Source organism: Streptomyces sp. YJ-C3 (genome assembly GCF_053891275.1).
In genome coordinates, this window is sequence record NZ_CM132685.1 from 8,046,036 (window position 1) to 8,068,168 (window position 22,133).

Annotated in this window: 20 protein-coding genes; 9 read left to right on the plus strand and 11 right to left on the minus strand. The window is 73.3% G+C overall.

Going from position 1 to position 22,133, the window contains the following annotated elements; translation table 11 throughout:
• Positions 1-48: 48 nt before the first annotated feature.
• Positions 49-2,139, minus strand: coding sequence for a bifunctional glycosyltransferase/CDP-glycerol:glycerophosphate glycerophosphotransferase (locus ACVHNB_RS36290; RefSeq protein WP_456226803.1), 2,091 nt, complete (start codon positions 2,137-2,139; stop codon positions 49-51).
• A gap of 103 nt (positions 2,140-2,242) precedes the next feature.
• Between ACVHNB_RS36290 and ACVHNB_RS36295 the strand changes: the two genes are divergently transcribed.
• Together ACVHNB_RS36295 and ACVHNB_RS36300 are read left to right on the plus strand one after the other, a co-directional pair.
• Complete coding sequence (locus tag ACVHNB_RS36295; RefSeq protein ID WP_456226804.1) at positions 2,243-5,707, plus strand: bifunctional glycosyltransferase/CDP-glycerol:glycerophosphate glycerophosphotransferase; 3,465 nt, start codon at positions 2,243-2,245, stop codon at positions 5,705-5,707.
• On the plus strand, positions 5,704-7,251 hold the full coding sequence (locus tag ACVHNB_RS36300; protein WP_456226805.1) for a hypothetical protein: 1,548 nt from the start codon (positions 5,704-5,706) through the stop codon (positions 7,249-7,251). The genes ACVHNB_RS36295 and ACVHNB_RS36300 overlap by 4 nt, the downstream gene beginning before the upstream one ends.
• 3 nt (positions 7,252-7,254) lie before the next feature.
• On the opposite strand, the gene ACVHNB_RS36305 is transcribed toward ACVHNB_RS36300, so the two are convergent.
• Positions 7,255-7,668 (minus strand): organic hydroperoxide resistance protein, encoded by a 414-nt coding sequence (locus tag ACVHNB_RS36305; protein ID WP_428954318.1) that lies wholly within the window; start codon positions 7,666-7,668, stop codon positions 7,255-7,257.
• Between the two features lie 132 nt (positions 7,669-7,800).
• On the opposite strand from ACVHNB_RS36305, the gene ACVHNB_RS36310 reads away from it, so the two are divergent.
• From ACVHNB_RS36310 to galE, 4 genes are all read left to right on the plus strand, one after another.
• Complete coding sequence (locus ACVHNB_RS36310) at positions 7,801-8,259, plus strand: MarR family winged helix-turn-helix transcriptional regulator (protein WP_428954317.1); 459 nt, start codon at positions 7,801-7,803, stop codon at positions 8,257-8,259.
• 70 nt (positions 8,260-8,329) lie between these two features.
• Positions 8,330-9,559 carry a glycosyltransferase 87 family protein gene (locus tag ACVHNB_RS36315; protein WP_428954316.1) on the plus strand — a complete coding sequence of 410 codons (1,230 nt, stop codon included), beginning with the start codon at positions 8,330-8,332 and terminating at the stop codon, positions 9,557-9,559.
• Positions 9,560-9,607: 48 nt separating this feature from the next.
• Positions 9,608-11,212: a glycosyltransferase family 2 protein gene (locus ACVHNB_RS36320; RefSeq protein WP_456226806.1), complete on the plus strand. Its 1,605-nt coding sequence runs from the start codon at positions 9,608-9,610 to the stop codon at positions 11,210-11,212.
• Positions 11,213-11,277: 65 nt separating this feature from the next.
• Positions 11,278-12,255 carry a UDP-glucose 4-epimerase GalE gene (gene galE, locus ACVHNB_RS36325; RefSeq protein ID WP_428954314.1) on the plus strand — a complete coding sequence of 326 codons (978 nt, stop codon included), beginning with the start codon at positions 11,278-11,280 and terminating at the stop codon, positions 12,253-12,255.
• A gap of 77 nt (positions 12,256-12,332) precedes the next feature.
• Here the strand turns inward: galE and ACVHNB_RS36330 are convergent, their stop codons facing one another.
• From ACVHNB_RS36330 to ACVHNB_RS36355, 6 genes are all read right to left on the minus strand, one after another.
• The gene (locus tag ACVHNB_RS36330) at positions 12,333-13,733 is read right to left on the minus strand and encodes a threonine/serine ThrE exporter family protein (protein ID WP_456226807.1); all 1,401 of its coding nucleotides are present in this window, start codon (positions 13,731-13,733) and stop codon (positions 12,333-12,335) included.
• Positions 13,734-13,801: 68 nt separating this feature from the next.
• The gene (locus tag ACVHNB_RS36335) at positions 13,802-14,605 is read right to left on the minus strand and encodes a phosphotransferase (protein ID WP_428954312.1); all 804 of its coding nucleotides are present in this window, start codon (positions 14,603-14,605) and stop codon (positions 13,802-13,804) included.
• 1 nt (position 14,606) lies between these two features.
• Positions 14,607-15,251 carry a LysE family translocator gene (locus ACVHNB_RS36340; RefSeq protein ID WP_456228990.1) on the minus strand — a complete coding sequence of 215 codons (645 nt, stop codon included), beginning with the start codon at positions 15,249-15,251 and terminating at the stop codon, positions 14,607-14,609.
• A 2-nt stretch (positions 15,252-15,253) separates the two neighbouring features.
• Positions 15,254-16,072, minus strand: coding sequence for a hypothetical protein (locus tag ACVHNB_RS36345; RefSeq protein WP_428954311.1), 819 nt, complete (start codon positions 16,070-16,072; stop codon positions 15,254-15,256).
• A 287-nt stretch (positions 16,073-16,359) separates the two neighbouring features.
• Positions 16,360-16,566, minus strand: coding sequence for a DUF397 domain-containing protein (locus ACVHNB_RS36350; protein ID WP_428954310.1), 207 nt, complete (start codon positions 16,564-16,566; stop codon positions 16,360-16,362).
• Positions 16,563-17,369: a Scr1 family TA system antitoxin-like transcriptional regulator gene (locus ACVHNB_RS36355; RefSeq protein WP_428954309.1), complete on the minus strand. Its 807-nt coding sequence runs from the start codon at positions 17,367-17,369 to the stop codon at positions 16,563-16,565. Before ACVHNB_RS36355 ends, ACVHNB_RS36350 begins: the two co-directional genes overlap by 4 nt.
• A 98-nt stretch (positions 17,370-17,467) precedes the next feature.
• Here ACVHNB_RS36355 and ACVHNB_RS36360 point away from each other — a divergent pair, with 98 nt between their 5' ends.
• Positions 17,468-17,926 carry an ATP-binding protein gene (locus ACVHNB_RS36360; RefSeq protein ID WP_456226808.1) on the plus strand — a complete coding sequence of 153 codons (459 nt, stop codon included), beginning with the start codon at positions 17,468-17,470 and terminating at the stop codon, positions 17,924-17,926.
• Here the strand turns inward: ACVHNB_RS36360 and ACVHNB_RS36365 are convergent.
• The 3 genes from ACVHNB_RS36365 to ACVHNB_RS36375 are packed head-to-tail and all read right to left on the minus strand — an operon-like array spanning position 17,923 to position 20,272.
• Entirely contained in the window at positions 17,923-18,315 is a 393-nt protein-coding gene (locus ACVHNB_RS36365) for a hypothetical protein (RefSeq protein WP_456226809.1), read from the minus strand. The genes ACVHNB_RS36360 and ACVHNB_RS36365 overlap by 4 nt on opposite strands.
• Positions 18,288-18,980 (minus strand): LuxR C-terminal-related transcriptional regulator, encoded by a 693-nt coding sequence (locus ACVHNB_RS36370; RefSeq protein ID WP_428954306.1) that lies wholly within the window; start codon positions 18,978-18,980, stop codon positions 18,288-18,290. Before ACVHNB_RS36370 ends, ACVHNB_RS36365 begins: the two co-directional genes overlap by 28 nt.
• Positions 18,977-20,272 carry an ATP-binding protein gene (locus ACVHNB_RS36375; protein ID WP_456226810.1) on the minus strand — a complete coding sequence of 432 codons (1,296 nt, stop codon included), beginning with the start codon at positions 20,270-20,272 and terminating at the stop codon, positions 18,977-18,979. Before ACVHNB_RS36375 ends, ACVHNB_RS36370 begins: the two co-directional genes overlap by 4 nt.
• Positions 20,273-20,436: 164 nt before the next feature.
• Here ACVHNB_RS36375 and ACVHNB_RS36380 point away from each other — a divergent pair, with 164 nt between their 5' ends.
• Complete coding sequence (locus tag ACVHNB_RS36380) at positions 20,437-21,735, plus strand: PspC domain-containing protein (RefSeq protein ID WP_456226811.1); 1,299 nt, start codon at positions 20,437-20,439, stop codon at positions 21,733-21,735.
• The gene (locus ACVHNB_RS36385; protein WP_428954303.1) at positions 21,725-21,928 is read left to right on the plus strand and encodes a hypothetical protein; all 204 of its coding nucleotides are present in this window, start codon (positions 21,725-21,727) and stop codon (positions 21,926-21,928) included. Before ACVHNB_RS36380 ends, ACVHNB_RS36385 begins: the two co-directional genes overlap by 11 nt.
• The last annotated feature ends 205 nt before the right edge of the window (positions 21,929-22,133 follow it).

Consider the following 22,133-nt stretch of genomic DNA (forward strand, 5'->3'; position numbering starts at 1 on the left):
GACGGGACGGCCGGGGCGGTTTCTCGCGCGGCCGGTGCCGCGCGAACGTCACCCGTTCAGAAACAGCTTCCGTACGACCCGGTCGGCCGCGCCCCCGTCGTCGTAGGCGCAGAAGCGGTCGCGGAACGCCGAGCGCAGCCGGGTCGTGGCGGGGGTGTCCCAGCCGCCGTCCCGGAAGAGGCCGATGAGGTCGTCCTCGGTCGTGGCGACCGCGCCGGGGGTGTCGCCGGGCAGGCCGGACAGCAGGTCGAAGTAGGTGCCGCGGGCCAGCCGGTAGGCCTGCCAGTCGGGGGCGTAGCTGACGATCGGGCGGTCCAGGCAGGCGTAGTCGAACATCAGGGACGAGTAGTCGGTGACCAGGGCGTCCGCCGCCAGGCACAGGTCCTCGACGCGGGGGTGGCCGGTGACGTCGAGGATCCGGGGGTGGGTGTCGGCGAGTCCGGCCTGCGCGCCGTAGAAGTAGTGGGCGCGGACCAGGACGACGTGGTCGTCGCCGAGCGCGTCGGCGAACCGGGCCAGGTCGAGGCGGGGCAGGAAGCCCTTCTGGTAGTCGCGGTGGGTCGGGGCGTAGAGGATCGCCCGCTGTCCGTCGGCGATGCCCAGCTCCCGGCGGGTGCGGAGGATCTCGTCGTCGCCGGTGGTGAAGTAGACGTCGTTCCGCGGATAGCCGAGCTCCAGCGGGGCGTACGCGGCCGAGGGGTAGACGCGCTCCCAGACCTGGGTGGAGTGCGGGTTGGCGGAGAGGCTGTAGTCCCACTGGTCGGTGTGGGCGAGGACCTTGGCGAAGCTGATGCCGTGCGTGCCGGCCGGGTAGCGGCGCTGGTCGAGGCCCATCTTCTTGAGCGGGGTGCCGTGGTGGGTCTGGAGGTAGACCTGGCCGGGGCGCTTGGTGAAGCCGCCGGGGAACGACGAGTTGTTGATCAGGTACGTCGCCGTGGCCATGGTCTGCCAGTAGCGGCGGGAGCCCTCGATGACGTACGGGACGCCGGCGGGGACGCGGTCCTTGTGCCGGGAGGAGACGACGAAGATGCCCTTGACGTGCGGGGCGAGCCGGCGGGCCGCGGCGTGGACGGCGGCCGGGTTGCAGCTGACGCCGCGGTTCCAGTAGGCGCCGTAGACCGCGAGGTCGGGGTCGAGCCGTGCGGTGCGCAGGTCGGTGCGGTAGGCGGCCTTCATGACGCGCGAGCGGAGCTTCTTCTTGTGCCGCTTGAGCGCCGAACTCACGCTCTTCTTGCGGTCCTTGGCCTTCTCCTGCTTCTGGTACGCGGACCAGGACCCGGCGGCGAGCGCCTGTTCGCGCGGGCCCTGCGGGGTGTGTCCGGCGGGGCGGTGCGCGCGGTGCAGCTCGGCGGCGAGGCGGAAGAGTTCGGGTCGGTCCCCGGCGGTGGTGCGCGAGCCGTCGTCGAGGACGGCGAGGACGCGGCGGACGGCGACCGGGAAGAGGCGGGCCGTGTCGGCGGTGGCGGCGAGCAGTTCCCCGTAGCGCTCCACGACCGCGAAGTGCTGCCGGCCCGGCGTCCCGGCGAGGCCGCCCGCCCGGCGCTTGCGCCAGCGCACGCAGGGGCGGGGCAGCGTCGCGAGGGTGCCCGCCTCCAGGACGGCGCGGTGGGCCGGGACCACGTCCTCGTAGGGGCCCTCGGGGGTGAAGGCGAGGCCGCGCCCGGTCCAGAAGTCGCGGCGGACGGCGCGGTTCCAGGCGGCAGGGGTGAGGGCCAGCGGGTCGGCGCCGTCGAGGTCGTCGCCGCTGCCCCAGACCTTGTCCCACCAGTCGGTGCGGTCGTGGTCGTAGAGCAGGACGTCGGGGTCGTCCGCCGCGGTGAGCGCCGTGTCGATCGCGGCGAGGGCGCCGGGCAGCAGGGCGTCGTCGGCGTCGAGGAAGAGAAGGTAGTCGCCGGTGGCCGCGTCCACCCCGGCGGTGCGGGCGGCGCCGACGCCCTCGCGGGCGGGCCGGGTGACGACGCGCACCCGTGGATCGCGCTGCGCGTACTCCGCGGCGATCGCGCCGGAAGCGTCCGGGGAGGCGTCGTCGACGACGATCAGCTGCCAGTCGGTGTGGCTCTGACCGAGCACGGAGTCCAGGCACTCACGGAGGTAGCCCTGGACGCGGTAGGCGGGGACAACAACGGAGAATCGGGACATAACACCTGACGGTACCTCAGCCCCCCGCGCGCCGGGCCGGGCTCGCTCACCCACACGGATTACCCGAGGCAAAATCATTGACGCGATCGGGCACATCGAATGAATGCCGCAAAAGCCTCATATCACGCGCCTCAGTGTCGTCGTCCCCGTCTACAACATCGAGGACTACCTGGCCGAGTGCCTGGAGTCGATCGCCGCTCAGACCCTGACCGACCTCGAGGTGGTCCTCGTGGACGACGGGTCCACCGACGACAGCCCGCGGATCGCCCGCGCCTTCGCGGCCCGCGACCCCCGCTTCCGCTACGTCCGGCAGGACAACGCCGGGCTGAGCGCCGCCCGCAACACCGGCGTGCGGCACGCCGACCCGGCCGCCGTGTACCTCACGTTCGTCGACAGCGACGACGTCGTGCCGCAGGACGCGTACGAGCGGATGATCGCCAGCCTGCAGCGCACCGGCTCCGACTTCGCGACCGGCAACGTGTGGCGGCTGAACGAGCGCGGCCGGCAGCAGGCCTGGCAGTACAAGTGGCTGACGCGGCGGCGCGAGCGGACCCACATCACCCGCGACCGGCAGCTCCTGTCCGACCGGGTCGCCTGGAACAAGGTGTTCCGCCGCGCGTTCTGGGACAGGCACGCATTCACCTTCCCCGAGGGGAAGTTGTACGAGGACACGCCCGTCATGATCCCGGCGCACTTCCTCGCCGAGTCCGTCGACGTGCTCGACGACCACGTCTACTACTGGCGGGTGCGCGAGGGCTCCATCACCCGGCGGCGCACCGACGTGAAGGGCGTCCGCGACCGGATCGCGGCCTGCGACCACGTCAGCCGCTTCCTCGCCGAGCGCTTCCCCGACCGGCCCGAACTGAAGAGGACGTACGACACGTCCTGCCTGCGGGACGACTTCGTGTACTTCCTCGACGGGCTGCCGATGGGCGGGCCCGAGTACCGGCAGGCGTTCTGCGACGACACGGCGGCGTTCCTGCGCCGCGCGGACCCGGCGGTCGCCGACGGCCTCCCCCTCGACCTGCGGGTGAAGTGGCATCTCGTGCGCGAGCGCCGTCTGGACGACCTGGTGCGCCTGCTCTCCTTCGAGCGCCGCAACGGCACCGCCTTCCAGGTCCGCGGATCGCTGCGGCGCAGCGCCGCCTACCCGGGCCTGACCCGGCTGCCCGAGCGGCTCGTGAAGGTCGGCAAGCGCGAGATGCCGGTGGTGGCGCGGGTCCGCGAGACGGTGTGGGGCACCGACGGGAAGCTGCGCGTCAGCGGCTACGCGTACGTGAAGAACCTGGCGGCCGACCGGCCCGGCCACTCGGTGAGGACGGGTCTGCTCAAGGCGGCGGGCAGCCGTACGCAGCTGCGGCGGGTGCCGACCCGCACCGTCCCGGACCCGCTGGCCACCGCCGACTCCGGTCAGGAGCTGCACAGTTACGACCACTCCGGGTTCACCATGACGATCGACCCGGAGAAGCTGAAGGTGAAGGGGCGGTGGCGGCCCGGCACCTGGAACCTGGGCGTCGTGGTCGCCGGGCACGGGCAGCTGCGCCGGGCGGCGCTGCGCGCGCTCGACGGTTCGGCGCAGCAGCACCTGGTGCGCGACCTCGGCGACGGGGCGCGGCTGGTCCTCGGCTACGCCAAGGGGCGGCTCGTGCTGAAGGTGGTGGAGTACGCGGCGCTCGCCGACGACCACCGCGCCGAGGACGGCGCCATGGTGCTGGCGGGCCGTCTGCGCGGCGGCGTCGAGCCGCGCACCCTGCGCCTGACCCACAAGCACTCGGGCACCGAGTGCGCGTACCCGGTGACGTGCGCGGGCGGCCGGTTCCTGGTGCGGGTGCCGCTCGCCGACCTGGCGGCGGTGGAGCAGCCGCCGCACCGCGCGCCCAAGGAGGTCGAGCCCGCGCACGGCGACCGCTGGCAGGTGAACTTCGTCCTGCCCGACGGGAAGTCGCGTTCGGTGGCGGCGGCGCTCGATCTGCCGCCGGGCCGGTACGCGGCCGGGGGGCGCGAGCTGTGCGCGTCCGCCAACGACCAGGGCCAGCTCGTGGTCGAGCTGACCCGGCAGCCGGTCGCCGACCTGGTGAGCTGGGCCGGCGACGGCTCGTTCGTCGTGGAGGGCACGGCCTGCGAAGCCTCGTGGCAGCGGCCGGAGTTCGTGCTGCGGCACAGCTCGACCAACGAGGAGGTCGGCACGCCCGCCGAGCACGACAAGGACCGCTTCCGGGCGGTCGTCGCGCCCTCGGAGCTGTGGGAGGGGCGCTGGTACGCGTTCCTGCGGGAGGCCGAGGACCGGCTCGGCGACGGGGTCCCGGTACGGGTCCTGACGTCGGTCGGCACCGAGCTGCCGCGCCACCGCCCCTCCTCTGAGAGGGAGTTCACGCTGGACCGGCGCTTCGGCGACCGGCTGCTCGTGGAGGCGGGCCCCTCTCTCTCCCCCGCCGACCGCGGCCCTTACCGCCGCCACCGGCTGCGCACCGTGCACTATCCGGCCCAGCGGCAGCTCCCGCTGCGCGACGCGGTCCTGTACGTCGACGGGGACTCGCCGCGCGCGGTCCACGCGGAGCTGGTGCGGCGCGGCGCGGACGTCGAGCACCTGTGGGTGACGCGTGACGGCCGCACCCGGGTGCCGGAGTCGGCGCGCGGTGTCGAGGAGTTCTCGGCCGACTGGTACGCGGCCCTGGCGCGCTGCCGCCGGATCGTCACCGCCCATCAGCTGCCCGACTTCTTCGAGCGCCGGGCGGGCCAGACGGTCGTGCAGACCTGGGACGGCACCCCGCTCAAGCGGATCGGTGCCGACCTCACCGACACCCTGTACGCCGACCACGACCATCTGGCGCTGCTGCCGAAGCTGGCTCGCCAGTGGGACGTCCTGGCCGTGCCGTCCCGCTGGTCGGCCCCGCACCTGTCGCGCGCCCTCGCCTACGACGGGGAGGTCCTGCAGGCCGGCTCGCCGCGCAACGACATCCTGTTCGGCGCGCCCGCCGACCGCGCGGAGCGGGCCGGGCGGCTGCGCCGCGACCTCGGCATCGACGCGGACAAGCGGATCGTGCTCTACGCGCCGACGTACCGCGACCACCTCGCGCACTCCCCGGGCCGCTTCCGCCACGAGCCGGCCTTCGACTTCGCGGCGGCCGAACGCGAACTCGCCGCGGATCACGTGCTGCTGGTCCGCAAGCACCCGCAGGCGACGGGCCGCCTCACCGGAGCGCGTGCCCCGTTCGTCCGGGACGTCACGGACCATCCCAGCGCGGCCGAGCTGCTGCTGCTCGCCGACGTGCTGGTGACGGACTACTCGTCGCTGATGTTCGACTTCGCGCACACCGGCCGCCCGATGCTCTTCCACACCTACGACCTCGACCACTACCGGGACACGGTGCGCGGCTTCTACCTCGACTTCGAGGACCACGCGCCGGGCCCGCTGCTGTCCTCCACCGACGACGTCGTGTCCGCGCTGCGGGAGTTGGACACGCTCACGGACCGGCACGCGGCCGCGTACGAGGCGTTCCGCTCGGCGTTCTGCGACCTGGACGACGGGCGCGCGGCGGAGCGGGTGGCGGAACGGCTGATGCGATGACCGTCCCGGTCCTCACCCGGCGGGTGGTGCGCGGCGCGACCGCCCTGCGGGGCGGCCGCTTCTGGCGCCCCACGCCGTTCTTCGTCGTCGGCGGCCTGTTCTGGCTGGTGATGACGCTGGCGTACTGGCGGGTGCCGATGTGCTGCGACTTCGGCCAGCACGCGGCGGTCGTCGAACGGCTCAGGGCGTCCCTGCTCCACCCCCGCCACCCCATGGCGGACCTGCCGGGCGCGGGCAGCCCCTACTACTCCCCGTACGCGGTCGCGGAGGGCGCCTTCGCCCGGCTGACGGGCCTGGCGGGCTGGGAGGTCGTGAAGCTGGCGGGCCCGCTGAACCTGCTGGTGCTGCTGACCGGCCTGAACCGCTTCGTGCGCGGCCTGACGTCCCGCCAGTGGGCGCCGGTGCTGGCCCTGCTCGCGATGACCCTGCTGTGGGGCACGCGGACGGCCTGGTGGAGCGGTTACCTCGGCCTGATGTCGATGACGGGCAATCTCGGCTACCCGTCGACGTGCGCGATCGGCCTGGCGTTCTGGGCGTGGGCGTGGACGGGCCGGCTGCGGCCGGGCGGTTCGTGGTGGGGGTACGCGGGGCTGGGGGCCCTGGTGGGCGTCATCCTGCTGATCCACCCGATCTCATCGGTGGCGGCGGTGATCGGAGTGGCGGGGATCGGACTGGCCAGGGGCGCGGGGAAGTGCGCGACCAACCCCCACTCAGCCGCACCCGGAGCACTCGCCAGATGGACAGCGGCGGGACTGGCCGCGACGGCGGTCACCCTGGTCTGGCCCTACTACGACGTCCTGTCCCTGGTCGGAGACACCCGCGTGGACGCGATCCACCAGCAGCTCTACACCGACCTGCCGGGCCGGTTCTGGCTGGCCCTCATCGGCCTGCCGGTGCTGTGGCGACGGTTCCGCCGCGACCGTCTGGACCCGCTCGCCCTGATGTTCGCGCTCGACGTCCTGGTGGTCGCCTACGGCTGGGCGACCGGCCATTACACGTACGGCCGGATCATGGGCCTGGCCCTGGTCCCGCTCCAGTTCTCCCTGGCGATCGCGCTGGCGGCGCCCCGCCCCTGGACGTGGCCCCGGCGCGCCCTGGGCGCGATCACCGCGGCGGGCGCGGCGCTCGGCTTCCTCACGGTGCAGGGCGGCGCGGTCGTGCCGTGGGGTCTGCCCCAGCCGTTGATGTGGCCGACGTACACCTGGGCGGCGCAGCACGTGCCGCCCGGTGACGTGGTGCTGACGAACGACTCCCGGGCGGCCCGTTCGCTGCCCGGGTTCGGCCCGAACCTGCTCGCGCCGCCCTGGCCGGACCCGTCCCTGGACGAGCGGGAGCGGCAGCGGCGCCTGGCCTCCGTGCGCGCGTACCTCTCCCCCGGCTCGACCCGCTCGGAGCGGAGGGCGATCGCCCGGCGCTACGGCGTGCACTGGCTGCTGCTCGACAAGAACCAGAGGCTGCCCGCGGAGGCGGTGGTGGTGGCGTGGAGCCCCCGGACCGGCGAGGTGCTCGCGCGGGTCAACGGGGGCTCGCCCAGGCTGCGTTGAGCCTTACTCGACGACGAGCTCGACGTCGATGTTGCCGCGGGTCGCGTTCGAGTACGGGCACACCTGGTGGGCCTGCTCGACGAGCTTGCGGCCGGTCTCGGCGTCGACCGAGTCGGGCAGCTCGACGCGGAGCACGACCGCGAGGCCGAAGCCCTCGCCCTGCTTGCCGATGGAGACCTCGGCGGTGACGGCCGCGTCGGCGACGTCGACCTTGGCGGAGCGGCCGACCAGCCCGAGCGCGCTGCCGAAACAGGCCGCGTAACCGGCGGCGAAGAGCTGCTCCGGGTTGGAGCCCTGGCCGTTGCCGCCCATCGCCGTGGGGATGCCGAGCTGGAGGTCGATCACACCGTCGGAGGAGACGGCGCGTCCGTCGCGTCCGTGGGTGGCGGTGGCGACGGCGGTGTAGATGGCGTCCATGGGAAGACCCTGCCTCTCGAATGACCTGGGGCGTTCATGACCTGCTGCGCGCAGGAACAACAACAGGACCCAGTAGAGCACGCAATTCAATTGTGCACAACTCAATCGCGTGGGGTCGGCTACCCTGGACCCATGACCACCACCGGGAACCACGAGGACTATCTGCTGCTCGACCGGCAGATCTGCTTCTCACTGAACGCGGCGTCGCGCGCGTTCGGCGGCGTCTACCGCACCCTCCTCAAGGACCTCGGTCTCACCTATCCCCAGTACCTGGTCATGCTGGCCCTCTGGGAGGACGGCGAGCTCCCGGTCAAGCGCCTCGGCGAGCGGCTGCGCCTCGACTCGGGCACGCTCTCGCCACTGCTCAAGCGCCTGGAGGCGAACGGCCTCGTGCGTCGCGAGCGCAGCGCGCGGGACGAGCGCTCGGTGAACGTGACGCTCACGGAGGCGGGCGCCGCGCTGCGGGAGCGCGCGGTGGAGGTCCCGGTCAGGATCGCGCAGGCGACGGGCTTCGAGCTGGAGGAGATCGAGGACCTGCGGGAGCGCCTGAACCGGCTGACCGAGGCACTGGACCGCTCGGCGCTCGACTAGCCCCCTCCAGGACCCGGGGCGCGACGCAGATGCGAGACAGACGCCGATACGGGACATACGCTCCCGAATCGTGACAGTCGACACGCAGAACCGCCCGACCGCCCTCGCCCCGGTCCATGCCACCTGGGTCCGCCCGAGCCGGACCGCCCGCGTCGCCCTCCCCGTCACCTGGCTGCTCACCCGCGCCGCGATGCTCCTGCTGCTCGTCCGGGACGACGCGCACCCGCTCGGGGTCGGCGGCGTCGCCCGCGAGGTCCACGGGCTGTACGCGCGGTGGGCCGCGACGCTCGCCCACGGCTCGTTCCCGGCCGGCGACCCGATGTGGCAGTACCCGCCGGGAGCGGGACCGGTGCTCCTCGCGCCCGGTCTGCTGCCGGGCCTGACGTACTTCCAGGCGTTCGTGGCGCTCACCCTCGCCGCGGACGCGCTCGTCACGTACGTGCTGGTGCGCGGCGACCGCGACCCGCGCGGCGGCTGGCTCTGGACGGCGGGCCTCCCTCTGCTCCTGCACATCCCGCTCGCCCGCTACGACGTCCAGGTCACCGCGCTCGCCGTCCTCGCGCTGCTCGCCGTCCACGAGGCGCCCCGCCTCTCCGGGGCCCTCGCCGCGGTCGGCGCCCTGGTGAAGGTGTGGCCCGCGCTGACCCTGCTGGGCGCGCCGCGGGGCCGTACGACACGGGAGGCGTGGGGCGCGGCCCTCGCCGCCGGGGCCGCGCTGCTGCTGGTGCTGGCGGTGGCCTTCCGCTCGCCGTTCTCGTTCCTGGGCGGGCAGGGCGGGCGCGGGGTGCAGATCGAGTCGCTCGGCGGGACGCTGCTCGCGTTCGCGCGGCTCGCCGGATGGCCGGGCCAGGTCCGCTACCAGTACGGGGCGATGGAGTTCGTCGGGCCGCACGTGGGGATCGTCGCGGGCGCCTCGCTCGCGCTGACGGCCGCGGCCTTCGGGCTGCTGCTGTGGTGGCGGGTGCGGGCCCGGCAGTACTCGGCGGCGACGCCGTACGACGCCGCGCTGTGCGCCGTGCTGATGTTCACCGTCACCAGCCGGGTGATCAGCCCGCAGTACCTGATCTGGCTGCTCGGCCTCTCCGCGGTCTGCCTCACCTCGCGCCGGACCACCCAGCGCACGGTCGCGCTGCTGGTCCTCGCGGCGGCGGCGGTGAGCGCGCTCGCGTACCCGGTGCTGTACGAGGACGTGATGGCCGGGACATGGACGGGCGTCGCCGTGATGACGGTGCGCAACGCCCTTCTCCTCGGAGGGGTTTTCGTGTCGTTCCGTTCCCTTTGGAGGGCCACAAAAGAGTAAAAGTTCCGGCTTACCGGACAATTACCTGAAACCCCTAAGATTCCCCCTGTGAACGTCCCGCACTCCCCGGCCCCCACCGTCTCGGTGGTCGTCATCGGTTACGACGACGCCGCCCATGTCTCCGACGCGGTGCGCTCCGCTCTCGCGCAGGGGCCGGCGGTGCGCGAGGTGATCGCGGTCGACGACTGCTCCACGGACGGCAGCGGCGCCCTGCTCGACTCGCTCGCCGCCCACGAGCCGCGGCTGACCGTGGTGCACCGCGAGGTCAACAGCGGCGGCTGCGGCACGCCCCGCAACGACGGGATCGCCCGCGCCTCCTCCTCGTACGTGATGTTCCTCGACAGCGACGACGTGCTGCCGCCGGGCGCGGTGGACGCGCTGCTCGGCGCGGCCGTGACGCACGACGCGCAGGTCGCCGCCGGGCTGTGCGTCCGGCGCGAGATCCCGTCCGGGCACGAGACGCCCTGGCAGCCGGAGCTCTACGCGAAGCCGTCCGTGGTCGTCCATCCGACCCGGCGCCCGCGCCTCGTCCACGACACGCTCTGCGTCAACAAGCTGTACCGCACGGATTTCCTGCGCGCGCACGCGATCCGTTTCCCGGACGGCCGGTTCGTCTACGAGGACTTCGTGTTCACGGCGCGCGTGCTCGCCGCGGCCCCGCGCATGGCGCTGGTCCCCGACCGGGTCTACGTGTGGCACGTGCGCCGCGCCGCCGAGAGGCTCTCGCTCTCCCTTGACCGGTCCGGCATCGACAACTGGCAGGCCCGCCTCGACGCCCACCGCCAGGCCGTCGACATCCTCCTCGGCGCCTCGCAGAAGCGTCTCGCCCGGGCGGCGCGCTCCGCCTTCCTCGACCATTCCTTGCGGATGTACGCGCGCGAACTCGATCTGCGCGGGCCCGAGTACCGCGCCGAGTGGTGGACCCGGACCCGCGCCCATCTGGAGTCCTTCGACACCGCCGACTTCGAGGCGGCGCCGGCCCCGGGCCGCGTCGTCGGCCGTGTCGTCCTCGCCTCTCCGACACCCCGCGACCTGCCCCGCGTCAAGGAGGTCGCCTCCCGTCCGGCGCGGCTGCTCCCGCCGTACGCGCGTGCCGCCGACGGCACGCCCGTCTGGTCGTCGGACCTGCCCCAGGTCACCCTGGAGCATCTGCTGCACCGCCCGATGAGCCTGCTGCCGCTGGCCGTCGACGGCGAGCTGCGGCCGAGCGCCCGCGGCACCCGGCTCCGGCTCCTGCTGCACGAGCTGTACGGGCGGGTCGCGGACGCGGGGCCGCGCACGGTCGACGTGGAGCTGGTCGACCGGCGGCGCGGCACGGTCCTGCAGCGCCGCACGGCGGCCTTCACGGCGCTGTCCGAGGACGAGATGTGGGTGGCGGCGGTCCGGCTCGACCTGTCCGCGCTCGGCCGCCCCGGCACCTGCGACATCCGGCTCCGGCTGCACTTCGCGGACGGCAGCCACCGGGACGCCACGGCGCACGCCGTCCGCGGCCGCCGCCTGCTGCGCCGTGCCGTGGTGCCGAGCCGCCGCCACGGGGTGCTGCTCGCCCAGCCGTACGCCACCCACTCCGGCGCCCTCGCGCTGCGCACGGCGCCGGGGCTGCGCGGGGTGGCGTCGGTGGTGCGGCGCCGGGCGGCCCGGCTGCTTCACTGACTTCCGGGCCGCGGGCTCCGGGGGTGCACGTTCACCGCTTTCGACGACGAGGGGACCTCACCGACATGACCTGGCTGATCACCGGCGGGGCCGGCTACATCGGCGCGCACGTGGTGCACGCGCTGCGCGCGGCGGGCGAGAGCGCCGTCGTCTACGACGACCTGTCCACGGGCGTGGCCGAGCGGGTCCCGTCCGATGTGCCGCTGGTGACCGCCTCGACGCTGGACCGCGCCGCGCTGGACCGCACGCTCGCCGGGCACGCGGTCACCGGCGTCATCCATCTGGCGGCGAAGAAGCAGGTCGGCGAGTCGGTGGAGCGGCCGCTGCACTACTACCGCGAGAACGTCGAGGGCCTGCGGGTCCTGCTGGAGGCGGTGACGGCGGCCGGTGTGCGCTCCTTCGTGTTCTCGTCGTCGGCCGCGGTGTACGGCATGCCGGACGTGGAGCTGGTCACCGAGGACACCCCGTGCGTGCCCATGTCCCCCTACGGCGAGACGAAGCTGGCGGGCGAGTGGCTGGTCCGGGCGACGGGCCGCGCCACGGGCCTGGCGACGGCGTCCCTGCGCTACTTCAACGTGGCCGGGGCGGCCTCCCCCGAACTCGCCGACACCGGCGTCTTCAACCTCGTCCCGATGGTCTTCGAGAAGCTGACCGCGGGCGAGGCGCCTTGTGTCTTCGGCGACGACTACCCCACCCCGGACGGCACCTGCGTCCGCGACTACATCCACGTCGCCGATCTGGCCGAGGCCCACGTCGCGGCGGCGCACCGCCTGGCCGGCGCGGCACCCGGCACCGGCCTGACCCTCAACATCGGCCGCGGCGTCGGCGTCTCGGTCCGCGAGATGATCGACCTCATCAACGAGGAGACGGGCCACGCCCTGGCCCCCGAGGTCACCCCGCGCCGCCCCGGCGACCCGGCGCGGGTCGTGGCGTCGGCGGACCGGATCGCGACGGAGCTGGGCTGGACCGCGAAGCGGGACGTGCGGGAGATGGTGGCGTCGGCCTGGGCGGGCTGGCCCGAATCAAGCCCCTCCGGCGATTGAGGAGCGGGGTCCGGGGCAGAGCCCCGAGGCCTCAGCCCGATCGCCGGGCCACGGTTCACAGGACCCCGCACAGACCCTCACCCCCGCCCAGGCGCACCCCCACGAACCCTCCGCACCAGCTGGCCGACCTCCCCCGAAAGCCCCACCCCCACCGCCAACGCCAGTGTCACCGCGGCGACATTGACCAGCCCCCCGACCCCCAGGGTCGTCCGCCCGGAGGCCAGCGCGCTGAGGGCGACGTAGAGCGCCCCGCCCGGCAGCAGCGGGGCGATCCCGGGGACGACGAGCGGCAGCGCCGACTCGCGGCGGCGCCGGGCCACCCAGTGCCCGGCACCGCCGACCACGGCCGCCACCAGCGCCGTACCGACCAGCGACGAGAATCCCAGCGCCCGGAACTCGACCGCCACCACGAACGCGCCGAGCCCGAGCGCCGCCGCGGGCAGCCAGTCGCGGCGCGGCGTACGGGCCCGCGCCGCCACGGCCACCGCGAACACGACGGCGCCCGCGGCGGGCGATCCGAGGTAATCGACCCGCGCGGCGGACGGCACGATCGGCACCCCGAACCCCAGCAGATCGCCCACCCCGAGCACCACCACGACCCCCGTGACGACCGCGGCGAACACGAGCAGCGCGTCGGAGAGCCGCCCCAGCGCGGTCAGATAGTGCCCGGTCAGCGCGTCCTGCACGGCGCTCACGAACGTCACGGTGGGCAGCAGCCCGAGCACCCCCGCCACCACGATGGCCTGCACGGCGAACGGCGGCGCGCTCCCGCTGACGGCCAGCGCGAGCGCGGCGGCCGGCATCGACGCGACGGCGTACCGGTAGAACGCGGGCACCCCGTGCCGCGCCAGCCACCCGCACAGCTGCGCGCCGAGCAGCCCGGCCACGAACGAGCACAGCGAGGTGAGCGGCCCGCCGCCGAAGACGACGGCGGCGCCTGCGGCCACGGCACCGGTCTGCACCGGCACCCGCCACCGCGCCCACCGCCCGCGCTCCGCGGGCGCGTCGAGGATCCGCGCGGTCCGCGCCCGCGCCTCCTCCAGGGAGAGCTGCCGCGCGCTGATGCCGTCCACAAGGCTGTGGATACGGCTGAGGGTCCGGAAGTCGGTCGCGTGCTTGCGGATGACGCGGCTCGCGTGCAGCGGCGTGAGCTCGCCGGGCGCGTACCCGGACAGCGACACGGAGGCGAGGGTGACGCTCGGCTCGCAGTAGCTGAGTCCGTACGTCTCGGCGGTGACCAGCATCCCGGCGACCGCCTCCTCGGCGGAGGCACCGTACGACAACAGCGCCTCCCCGAGCCGGATCGCGAGATCGGCGACGCGCGCCCCGTAGGCCTCCATGTCGGCCCGCCCGTCATCGTGCAGCAGCTCACCGCCGTACCCGTAACTCCGGGTCGGTTCGAGCCCCCGCAATCGCGGCAGGGCCTGCGTCAGCCAGGGAGGGGTGGGCGGGGTGCTGGTCTCGGGCCTCACAGACATACAGATGGAGCGTAACGGACATAACGCCCATTTGGCCTATCGGTCCGGAGCCGTCACCGGGCGCGCGCTCACCGCGTCAGCGCCGCCTCGAACTCCCCGCGTCTGCTTGCCTGCCACTCCTGCAGCCGATCCCAGCCGGACCAGCCGCCGCGCTGTGCCAGTGCGGCGGTGAAGGCCGGGTCGCCGGCCGTCACCCGGCGGGCGACGAAGGCGCGGCAGACCGTGGTGGCCTGTTCGATGACGGTGGGGAGGGCGGCGCGGTCGGCGGCCGGGAGGCCGTAGGCGTCGGCGAGGACGGTCAGGCGTGCCGCCACGTCGAGGCCTTCCGGGTAGGTCCCGGCGGCCGAGAGCGGGTCGCGCATCGGGATCCAGTAGCGGGCCGTCATGGCGACGTCCCAGACCGGGCGGCCGGGCGCCGCCGCGTCGAAGTCGATGAGGGCGACCGCGTGGCCGTCCCGGAAGACGACGTTCTCGGGGCAGACGTCGTTGTGGCAGAGGACGGGTCCGCCCGCCGGGTCGGCGAAGTCGCGGGACCAGTCGGCGTCCGCGGGGATCTCCGTCGCCGCGTCGTGCATCCGGCGCAGCAGCACGCCGACCGACCGCAGCGCGTCGTCGGTCATCGCCCAGGCCGGGAAGGGCGGCAGCGCGACATCCCCTGGTACGTACGTGAGTTGCTCGCGCCGCCCGTCCGCGCCGCGGCCCACGGGGAGCGGCGCCCCGTCGAAGCCCCGGCGCCGCAGCGCGGCGAGGTGGGCGTGCAGCGCGTCCGCGTGCGGGGGCGCCGGGCGGTCCACGACCTGGCCCCGCCGGTACACGGCCCCCGCGTTGGCCAGGCCCCCGGCGAGCGGCTCCACGTCCTCGGGCGCGGCCACGTCAGTCCTTCCGGCCCGTGACGGCCACCGTGACGCCGAGCCCCACCATCGCGAGGCCGCCCGTCCCGCCGACCATCGCGAGCCGTCGCGGCGAGCGCGCGAACCAGGACCGGGCCGTCGACGCCACCAGGCCCCACAGGCTGTCCGAGGTGATCGCGATGGCGTTGAAGACCAGCCCCAGCAGCAGCATCTGCAGCGTGGCGTGCCCGGCCTCGCGGTCGACGAACTGGGGCAGGACCGCCGCGAAGAAGACGATCGTCTTGGGGTTGGCGACCCCGACGGCGAATCCTTCCCCGAGGGTGCGCAGGGTTCCGGTGTGCCGGGTGTCGTCCTCGGCCTCGAACGCGGCGCGCAGCGAGCCCCGTTGACGTATCGCCTTGATCCCCAGGTGGATCAGGTACGCGGCACCCACCAGCTTCAGCGTGGTGAAGACGACGATCGAGCGCTCCACGATCGTCCCGACGCCGAGCGCCACGGCGACGACGAGGACGTACGCCCCGAGGGTGTTGCCCGCGACGGTCGTGAGCGCCGCGCGCCGCCCCTGGGCGAGGGCGCGGCCGACGACGAACAGGACGCTGGGTCCCGGGATCACGATGAGGAGGAAGGACATCGCCGCGAAGGCGAGCAGGCGGTCGGTCGACAGCAGAGTCATGGACCCCATGGAGCCACGAACCCGTTCGCGGCTCCACTCATATTCCGTGCCCCTGCCGCCCGCCGCGGACGGCAGGACCGGCACAGGCCGTCCGGGACCGCCTCCGGGCGGCCGGGCACGCCGCAGTCCGTGCACTCGACGAGGTTGCGGGCCCGGGTGACGGGAGGCGCGTCCGGTACGGACCGCACGGCGCGTTCCGGGGGCAGCTTGTCGCGCAGCCGGTGGGCGACGAACGCGCGCGGCGACTGGACCACGTCCGGCAGCCCTGCCGTCAGCGCCCGGGTGAGCAGGTACGGGTCCGGGTCCCGGGCGAGCCAGGTGGCGGCGAGCCCTTCGAGGGCGGCGCAGTCCGCGGCGGAGAGGACCAGGCGCGGCTCACGGAGGCCGAGCCGGGCGAGTGTGCGGTACGCGTCGGAGCGGGCGGGCGGCGCCTCGGGGGCGGCCGGGGGTTCGGGGTCCGCGTCGGGTACGTCACCGTCGAGATGGCGCGTCCACCACTCGTTGCTCCGTGCGGTACGCGACCAGTACGTGCGGAACACCCACCGGGTCACCCCGTCCGGCCCCGCGTCCGCGCGGCGGCGTACGCGGCGCAGGTGTCCGGCGGCGGAGAGTTCGTTGAGCGCCGAGCGGACCGCCATCTGACCGTAGAGGGGCTGGGCCTTCGCGAGGGTCTTGGCGTCCATCGCGGCGTTCTCGGGCAGCGCGTCGATGAACCCGGCCAAGTAGCGGGCGCGGAGCGGGAGGTGAGCGAAGGAGTCCCGGCGGAGGGGGTCCTGGTCCGGGGTGCGGCGTTTCCCGTATCCCGGGTTGGCCATGGGATGTGCGGGGGACGGCAGGGCGGGGCTAAGGTCGGCAGTAGCCACGAGATCGCTCGATTCGATCTTGGAGGTCAGACCCCGGCGGGTGTTGGTAGCACCCGACCGGGGTTGTTTGTTGTCGCGAACCTAGAGGGTCACGACCCTCCGTCGCAAGCCGGTCACGAAAAGTCATCTCCACTGGCAGCGGCGGCAGTTGGACCGCCACGCAAGGGAGGGCGGGAGGGTGGGTCAAGACCCCACCACCCATTCCTTGAAAGCGCGGCTCGGCTCTTGTGGCTCGAAGCTCAGGTGGTGCGGGCGTGCGCGATGAACGCCGTCCAGGCGGGTGCGGCCGCGGTGAACGTCGGGCCCTGGGGGCCTAGCTTCGAGTCGCGGATGTGGATGGCTCGGGGGGCAGCTTCTGCGCAGGCGACGTCGAGAGCGACTTCGAGGCACTCTCCGCCCTGACTGTCGCTGTAGCTGGACTTGATCCACGTCAGACGGGCGCTCACGGGGCCTCCGCCACCTTTCTGATGAACTCGGCCGAATCCTCGGGGCTCAGAGCGTGCATCCGGATCATGCCATGGGCACGGGTGAGCGAACTGACCTTGTCCGCACCGGCGTACAGCGTGCTCGTCTCCGGGCCTTCCACGTACGCGTAGTGCTCATGGTCGACCGTCTCCAGCAGCGCGATGGCCCCGTTGAGCGCGACACCGTACGCCCTCCCGAACGGCAGCACCTGAATCGAGACGTTCCGCAACTCCCCGACTTTCAGGAGATGCTGAAGCTGTTGCCTCATGACGTCACATCCGCCCACCGCCGTTCGCAGCGCCGCCTCGAACACCACGAAGCTGAACATGACGCCCGTACGCGCAGCCAGCGCCTCCTGCCGCCTGAGGCGTCCAGTGACGCGCTCCTCGACCGTCTCGTCATCCAGCGGTGGGGAGCTGGCGCCGATCAGCGCCTTCGCGTACTCCCTCGCCTGCAGCAGCCCAGGAATGAGCAGAGGCTGGTAGAAGCTGACGGCGATGGCGTCCTTCTCCAGCGCCATGTACTCCTGCGAGCGCTGCGGATGCGGCTCCGGTTTCAGGTACTCCTGCGCGGCGACGATCTTCCCGCCGGCTCCGCACAACTGGTCCGCGACCTGGAGCAGTCGCAGAGTGGGCTTGCGGCGGCCGTTCTCCATGGACTTGACGTACTCACAGCCGTACCCGGCCTCCCTGGCCAGGGCCTCGCGCGCCACACCGGCCTCGGTGCGCCACAGCTTGATCTGACTGCCGCAGTAGCGCCATGCGAGATTCGCATCATTCGACATCGGCACGCATCCTCCACCGGGGGCCACGACGGGTACAACTACCCGTTGTACCCGCGCCGTTACTCCTGAGGCTACTCGGCGACCGGAACGGTAGGGGCATGCAGACGACAGGCCGCCCCACGACGGCCCTCCCCCAGGACATCGAATGGCGCCTGCCGCGTCACGCCCGCAGTGTCGGGCGCGTACGGAAGCTCTTCCGGGAACAGGCCGCGTCCTGGGCGCTGCCCGAAGACATCAAGGATGCCGCCGAGCTGCTGCTGAGCGAGCTGGCGACGAACGCGTACCGGCACGCGAAGGTGCCGGGGCGGGAGATCCGGGCGCGGGCGGTACTGGACCGGGAGGGCGGCCGGCTGCGCCTCATCGTGACGGACGCCGACGGGACTCCCCCGGCGCCGCTGCCCCAAGCGCCCGCCCCCGGAGCCGAGTCGGGGAGGGGCCTCGCGCTCGTCGAGGCGCTGGCGGACACCTGGGGCTCGGAGCCGCGTCCGTGCGGGCCCGGCAAGACGGTGTGGTGCGAACTCCGCCTGGACCAGGGCCCTTCGACGACCGGCACCTAGTGGGAGCTGTGCCCGCACATGCCTTCTTCCAGCTCGTGGATGTACCGGTCGCCGGAGGCCACACAGGTCCAGCGGACCGGATCCTCGTACTCCCAGCTGGTGGGGTCGGCGAGGAGAGCGTCCAGGTCCTTGCCCGTCACCTCTTCGCTGGTGTGGTCAGCGGGCCACTCGTCGGACTGGAACACCTTGATGAAGCCGAGGCGCTGCCAGCAGCTGATGAGGCGGGTGAAACGGGGGATGTGCGTCCTCCACTCCTCCTCGTCCTCCGTGTCGGACCAGTCGGCGAGCAGGGCCCAGAGGTCCGCCCCCTCCCCTCCGTTGATGAAGAGGCAGTACTCGTCGTCCGCCCACTCCTTCACCGTCAGACCAGGCGTCGCGCGGTCGCCCACCGCGTCAGCTCGTGCCGGTTCGACAGCTGGAGCTTCCGCAGGACCGCCGAGACGTGCGACTCGACCGTCTTCACGGAGATGAAGAGCTGCTTCGCGATCTCCTTGTAGGCGTAACCGCGGGCGATCAGGCGGAGCACCTCCCGCTCGCGCTGCGTGAGGCGGTCCAGGTCCTCGTCGACCGGCGGCGCGTCCGTCGAGGCGAAGGCGTCGAGGACGAAACCGGCGAGGCGCGGCGAGAACACCGCGTCGCCCTCCTGGACACGGAAGATGGAGTTCACGAGGTCCGTGCCGGTGATCGTCTTGGTGACGTAGCCGCGCGCGCCTCCCCTGATCACGCCGATGACGTCCTCCGCCGCGTCCGAGACGGACAGGGCGAGGAAGCGGACCGGGTTCTCCGCGTCGGCCATCATCTGGGCGCTGCGGCGCAGGACTTCGACCCCGCCGCCGCCCGGAAGGTGGACGTCCAGCAGGACGACCTCCGGGCGGGTCGCCGTGATGACGGTGACGGCCTGGTCGACGTCGGCCGCCTCGCCGACGACCTCGACCCCCGTCTCGTCGGTGCGGCCGATCTCCGCCTGGACGCCCGTGCGGAACATCCGGTGGTCGTCGACCAGGACCACGCGGACGTGCCGGCCCGGACCGGTTTCCTCGATCGGTTCCGTCATGACGTCTTCTCCGCCCTCTTCATGGTCAGTTCGACCTCGGTGCCGCCGTCCGGGACCGCCCGCAGCCGGGCCGTCCCGCCGTTGCGCTCCATCCGGCCGATGATCGATTCTCTTACGCCCATGCGGTCCGCGGGGATCGCGTCGAGATCGAAGCCGGGGCCCCGGTCCCGTACGGACACGAACACCTCGTCCCCCTCGACCTCCGCGAAGACCTGGACCGCGCCGCCCTCGCCACCGTACTTGGCGGCGTTCACCATCGCTTCCCTCGCGGCCTGCATCTGTGCGCTCAGGCCGTCGTCGAGCGGGCAGTCGCCGACGACCACGACCTCCAGGGGGACGCCGTGCTTGTCCTCGACCTCGGCCGCGTTGCGCTTGACCGCCTCGGCGACCGTCTCGGGCTCCTGCGGGTTCTCGGCGGCGGCCGGCTTGTAGAGCCAGGCGCGCAGGTCGCGTTCCTGGGCGCGGGCCAGGCGGCGCACCTCCGCGGGGCTGTCGGCGTTGCGCTGGATCAGGGTGAGGGTGTGCAGGACCGAGTCGTGGACGTGGGCGGCGACCTCGGCGCGCTCCTGGGCGCGGATGCGCATCAGGCGTTCCTCGGACAGGTCCTGCGTCATCCGGATCAGGTAGGGGCCGGACAGCAGCGCGATGCCGACCAGGACCGCCAGCGCCGCCTGGAGGATCGAGCCGAGGTGCTCGGTGGCGCCCTGCGTGACGAAGATGCCGGTGACGCCCGCGCCGACGAGCACGACGCCCGCGGCGGAGCGGGCCAGGCTCAGGGTGCGCTTGCGGCGGCCGACCTCGGCCCAGCGGGCCCGGCGCGCGTTGTCGGCCTGGCGCCACACGAGGGCGACGCCCGCGCCGACCAGGACCGTGGGGATCAGGTACGCCTTGGTGTTGCCGGTGAGGTTCACGTTCTGCACGAAGATCATCGCGACGACGACCATCAGCAGCAGCGCGAGGATCTGCCCCTTGTCGGGGCGGCGCGCGACCAGCCTGCGGCGCCCGTCGGAGGACGTCTCGGTGGCGAGGACGGACGGCCGGTCGGTGCCGACGCCGCCGACGCCCAGCGGCACGAAGAACCAGAACGCCGCGTAGAGCAGCGCCCCGAGCCCGTCGGCCATGAACAGGCCCACGAAGACCAGCCGCACCCAGATCACCGGCAGGCCGAGATGCCCGGCGAGCCCCCGCGCGACCCCGCCCAGCCAGCGTCCGTCGCTGCTGCGGTAGAGCTTGCGCGGCGGCCGCGGGTCTCGCGCGTCTTCGCTGAGAGGGACGGTCGCTGCTTCCGGCATGCCACCGATCGTCACACGGCGGACCAGGTCCGGGCATCAGGGTCGGCCCCGGATACGCCCCTGATCTCCGGGCCGGTACGGGGACGGGTGTCAGGGACGATCTCAGGGTCCGGCCAGGGTCGTCCCGACTGCCGCCGGGGGCGCGGGCCCGTCACCATGGACGTATGACCGAGCAGCCTCACGACGCGGTGCCCACCGCCGAGAAGGAACCGCCCGCCCCGCTGCGCCGCTTCCGCAGGGACCGGCGGCACAAGACGCTGGGCGGCGTGTGCGCGGGCCTGGGCCGGCACTGCGACATGGACCCGGTGATCTTCCGGATCGGCCTGGCGGTACTCGCCGTGACCGGCGGCGTCGGCCTGATCTTCTACGGCTTCGCCTGGCTCTTCGTCCCGTACGACGACGAGGACGAGAACGAGTTCCGCAAGCTGCTCACCGGGCGGGTCGACGGGCCGGGGCTCGCCGCCATCGTCACCGCGCTGGTCGGCTGCGGCGTCTTCCTGTCGATGCTGAACAACGGCGGGGCGCTCACCTTCGCCGCCGTCCTCGCGCTGCTGCTCGCGGGCGCCGGCTACTGGTCGCAGCAGCGCCGCACCGCCGACCCCGACCCCGTCGCCGCGCAGGCCGTGGCCGACGCCCCGCCGGAGGCGCAGGCGCCGCCGGTGTCCCCGGCCCCGTCCTGGTGGCGCGACCCGATCGTCAAGGACGGCACGTACGTCGGCGGCACCGGCTACTTCTGGGGCCCGGCCGGCAGCGAGGACCTCGCGGCGGAACGGGCCGGGGCGCACCGCACCGCGGCCGGACGGCGGCCCGCCGCGCCGCCGCGGCCGCCCGGGCCCCGGGGCATCGGCGCCCTCACGTTCCTGGCGGCGCTCGTCGCGGGCGCCATCGGCACCGGCGCGTCCTGGGAGTCCCGCACGTTCAGCGCCAGCCTGCAGACCGGGCTCGCCTGCGCGCTCGGCGTCTTCGGTCTCGGCATCGCGATCAGCGCGTTCCGCGGGCGGACCGGGGCGGGCTCGATCGTCCTCGCCGTGATCACAGCGGGCCTGCTCGCCGCGTCGGCCGCGCTGCCGTCGAACATCAGCACCGAGTGGGTCCGCACGGACTGGACCCCGGCGAGCGCGGCGGACGTGCGGCCGCACTACGAACTGGGCTCGGGGGTGGGCACGCTGGACCTGTCGAAGGTGGACGTGGCCGCGGGCGAGACGCTGGCCACACACGTGGAGGTCGGGGCGGGGCGGGCGAAGGTCGTGCTACCGAAGAACGACACGGTGAAACTGCGCATCGAGGTCGGCGTCGGGGACGTCCGGCTGCCCGGCGACGCGTCGGACGACGTGGACGTGCAGCCCGACATCGAGAAGACGGTCACGCTCGAACCGCCGGCCGGCACGAAGGCCTCCGGCGGTGTGCTGGAGCTGAATCTCGAGGTCGGTCTCGGACAGGCGGAGGTGTCCCGTGCGGCATGACTTCCATCCCGGGCGGCTGATCGCGGGCCTGGCGCTCATCGTGACGGCCGTCGTGTACTTCGGCGACGCGGGGGGTGTGTGGGACACGCCGTGGTTCATCGTGGTCCCGCTGGTGTGCGGGGGGCTGGGGCTGGCGGGGGCGGTGGGAACAGTGACCCGGGCGGTCCGCCTACGACGGGGCCGAACCGGCTGACCCTCCCCGTCGCCGGCCGCGCCCACGCATCTGCCGAGCAGCGCAGATCTGGCGCCTGCGAGCCGGTGGGGCTCCTCGCGCAGTTCCCCGCACCCCTGGAGGCTGCGGCTTCGCCGCGCCTCCCCCTACGAGACGCGCCCCTGAGATGGCGCACGCAGTGCGCATCTCAGGGGCGCGGGGAACTGCGCGAGAAGCCCCACCGAAC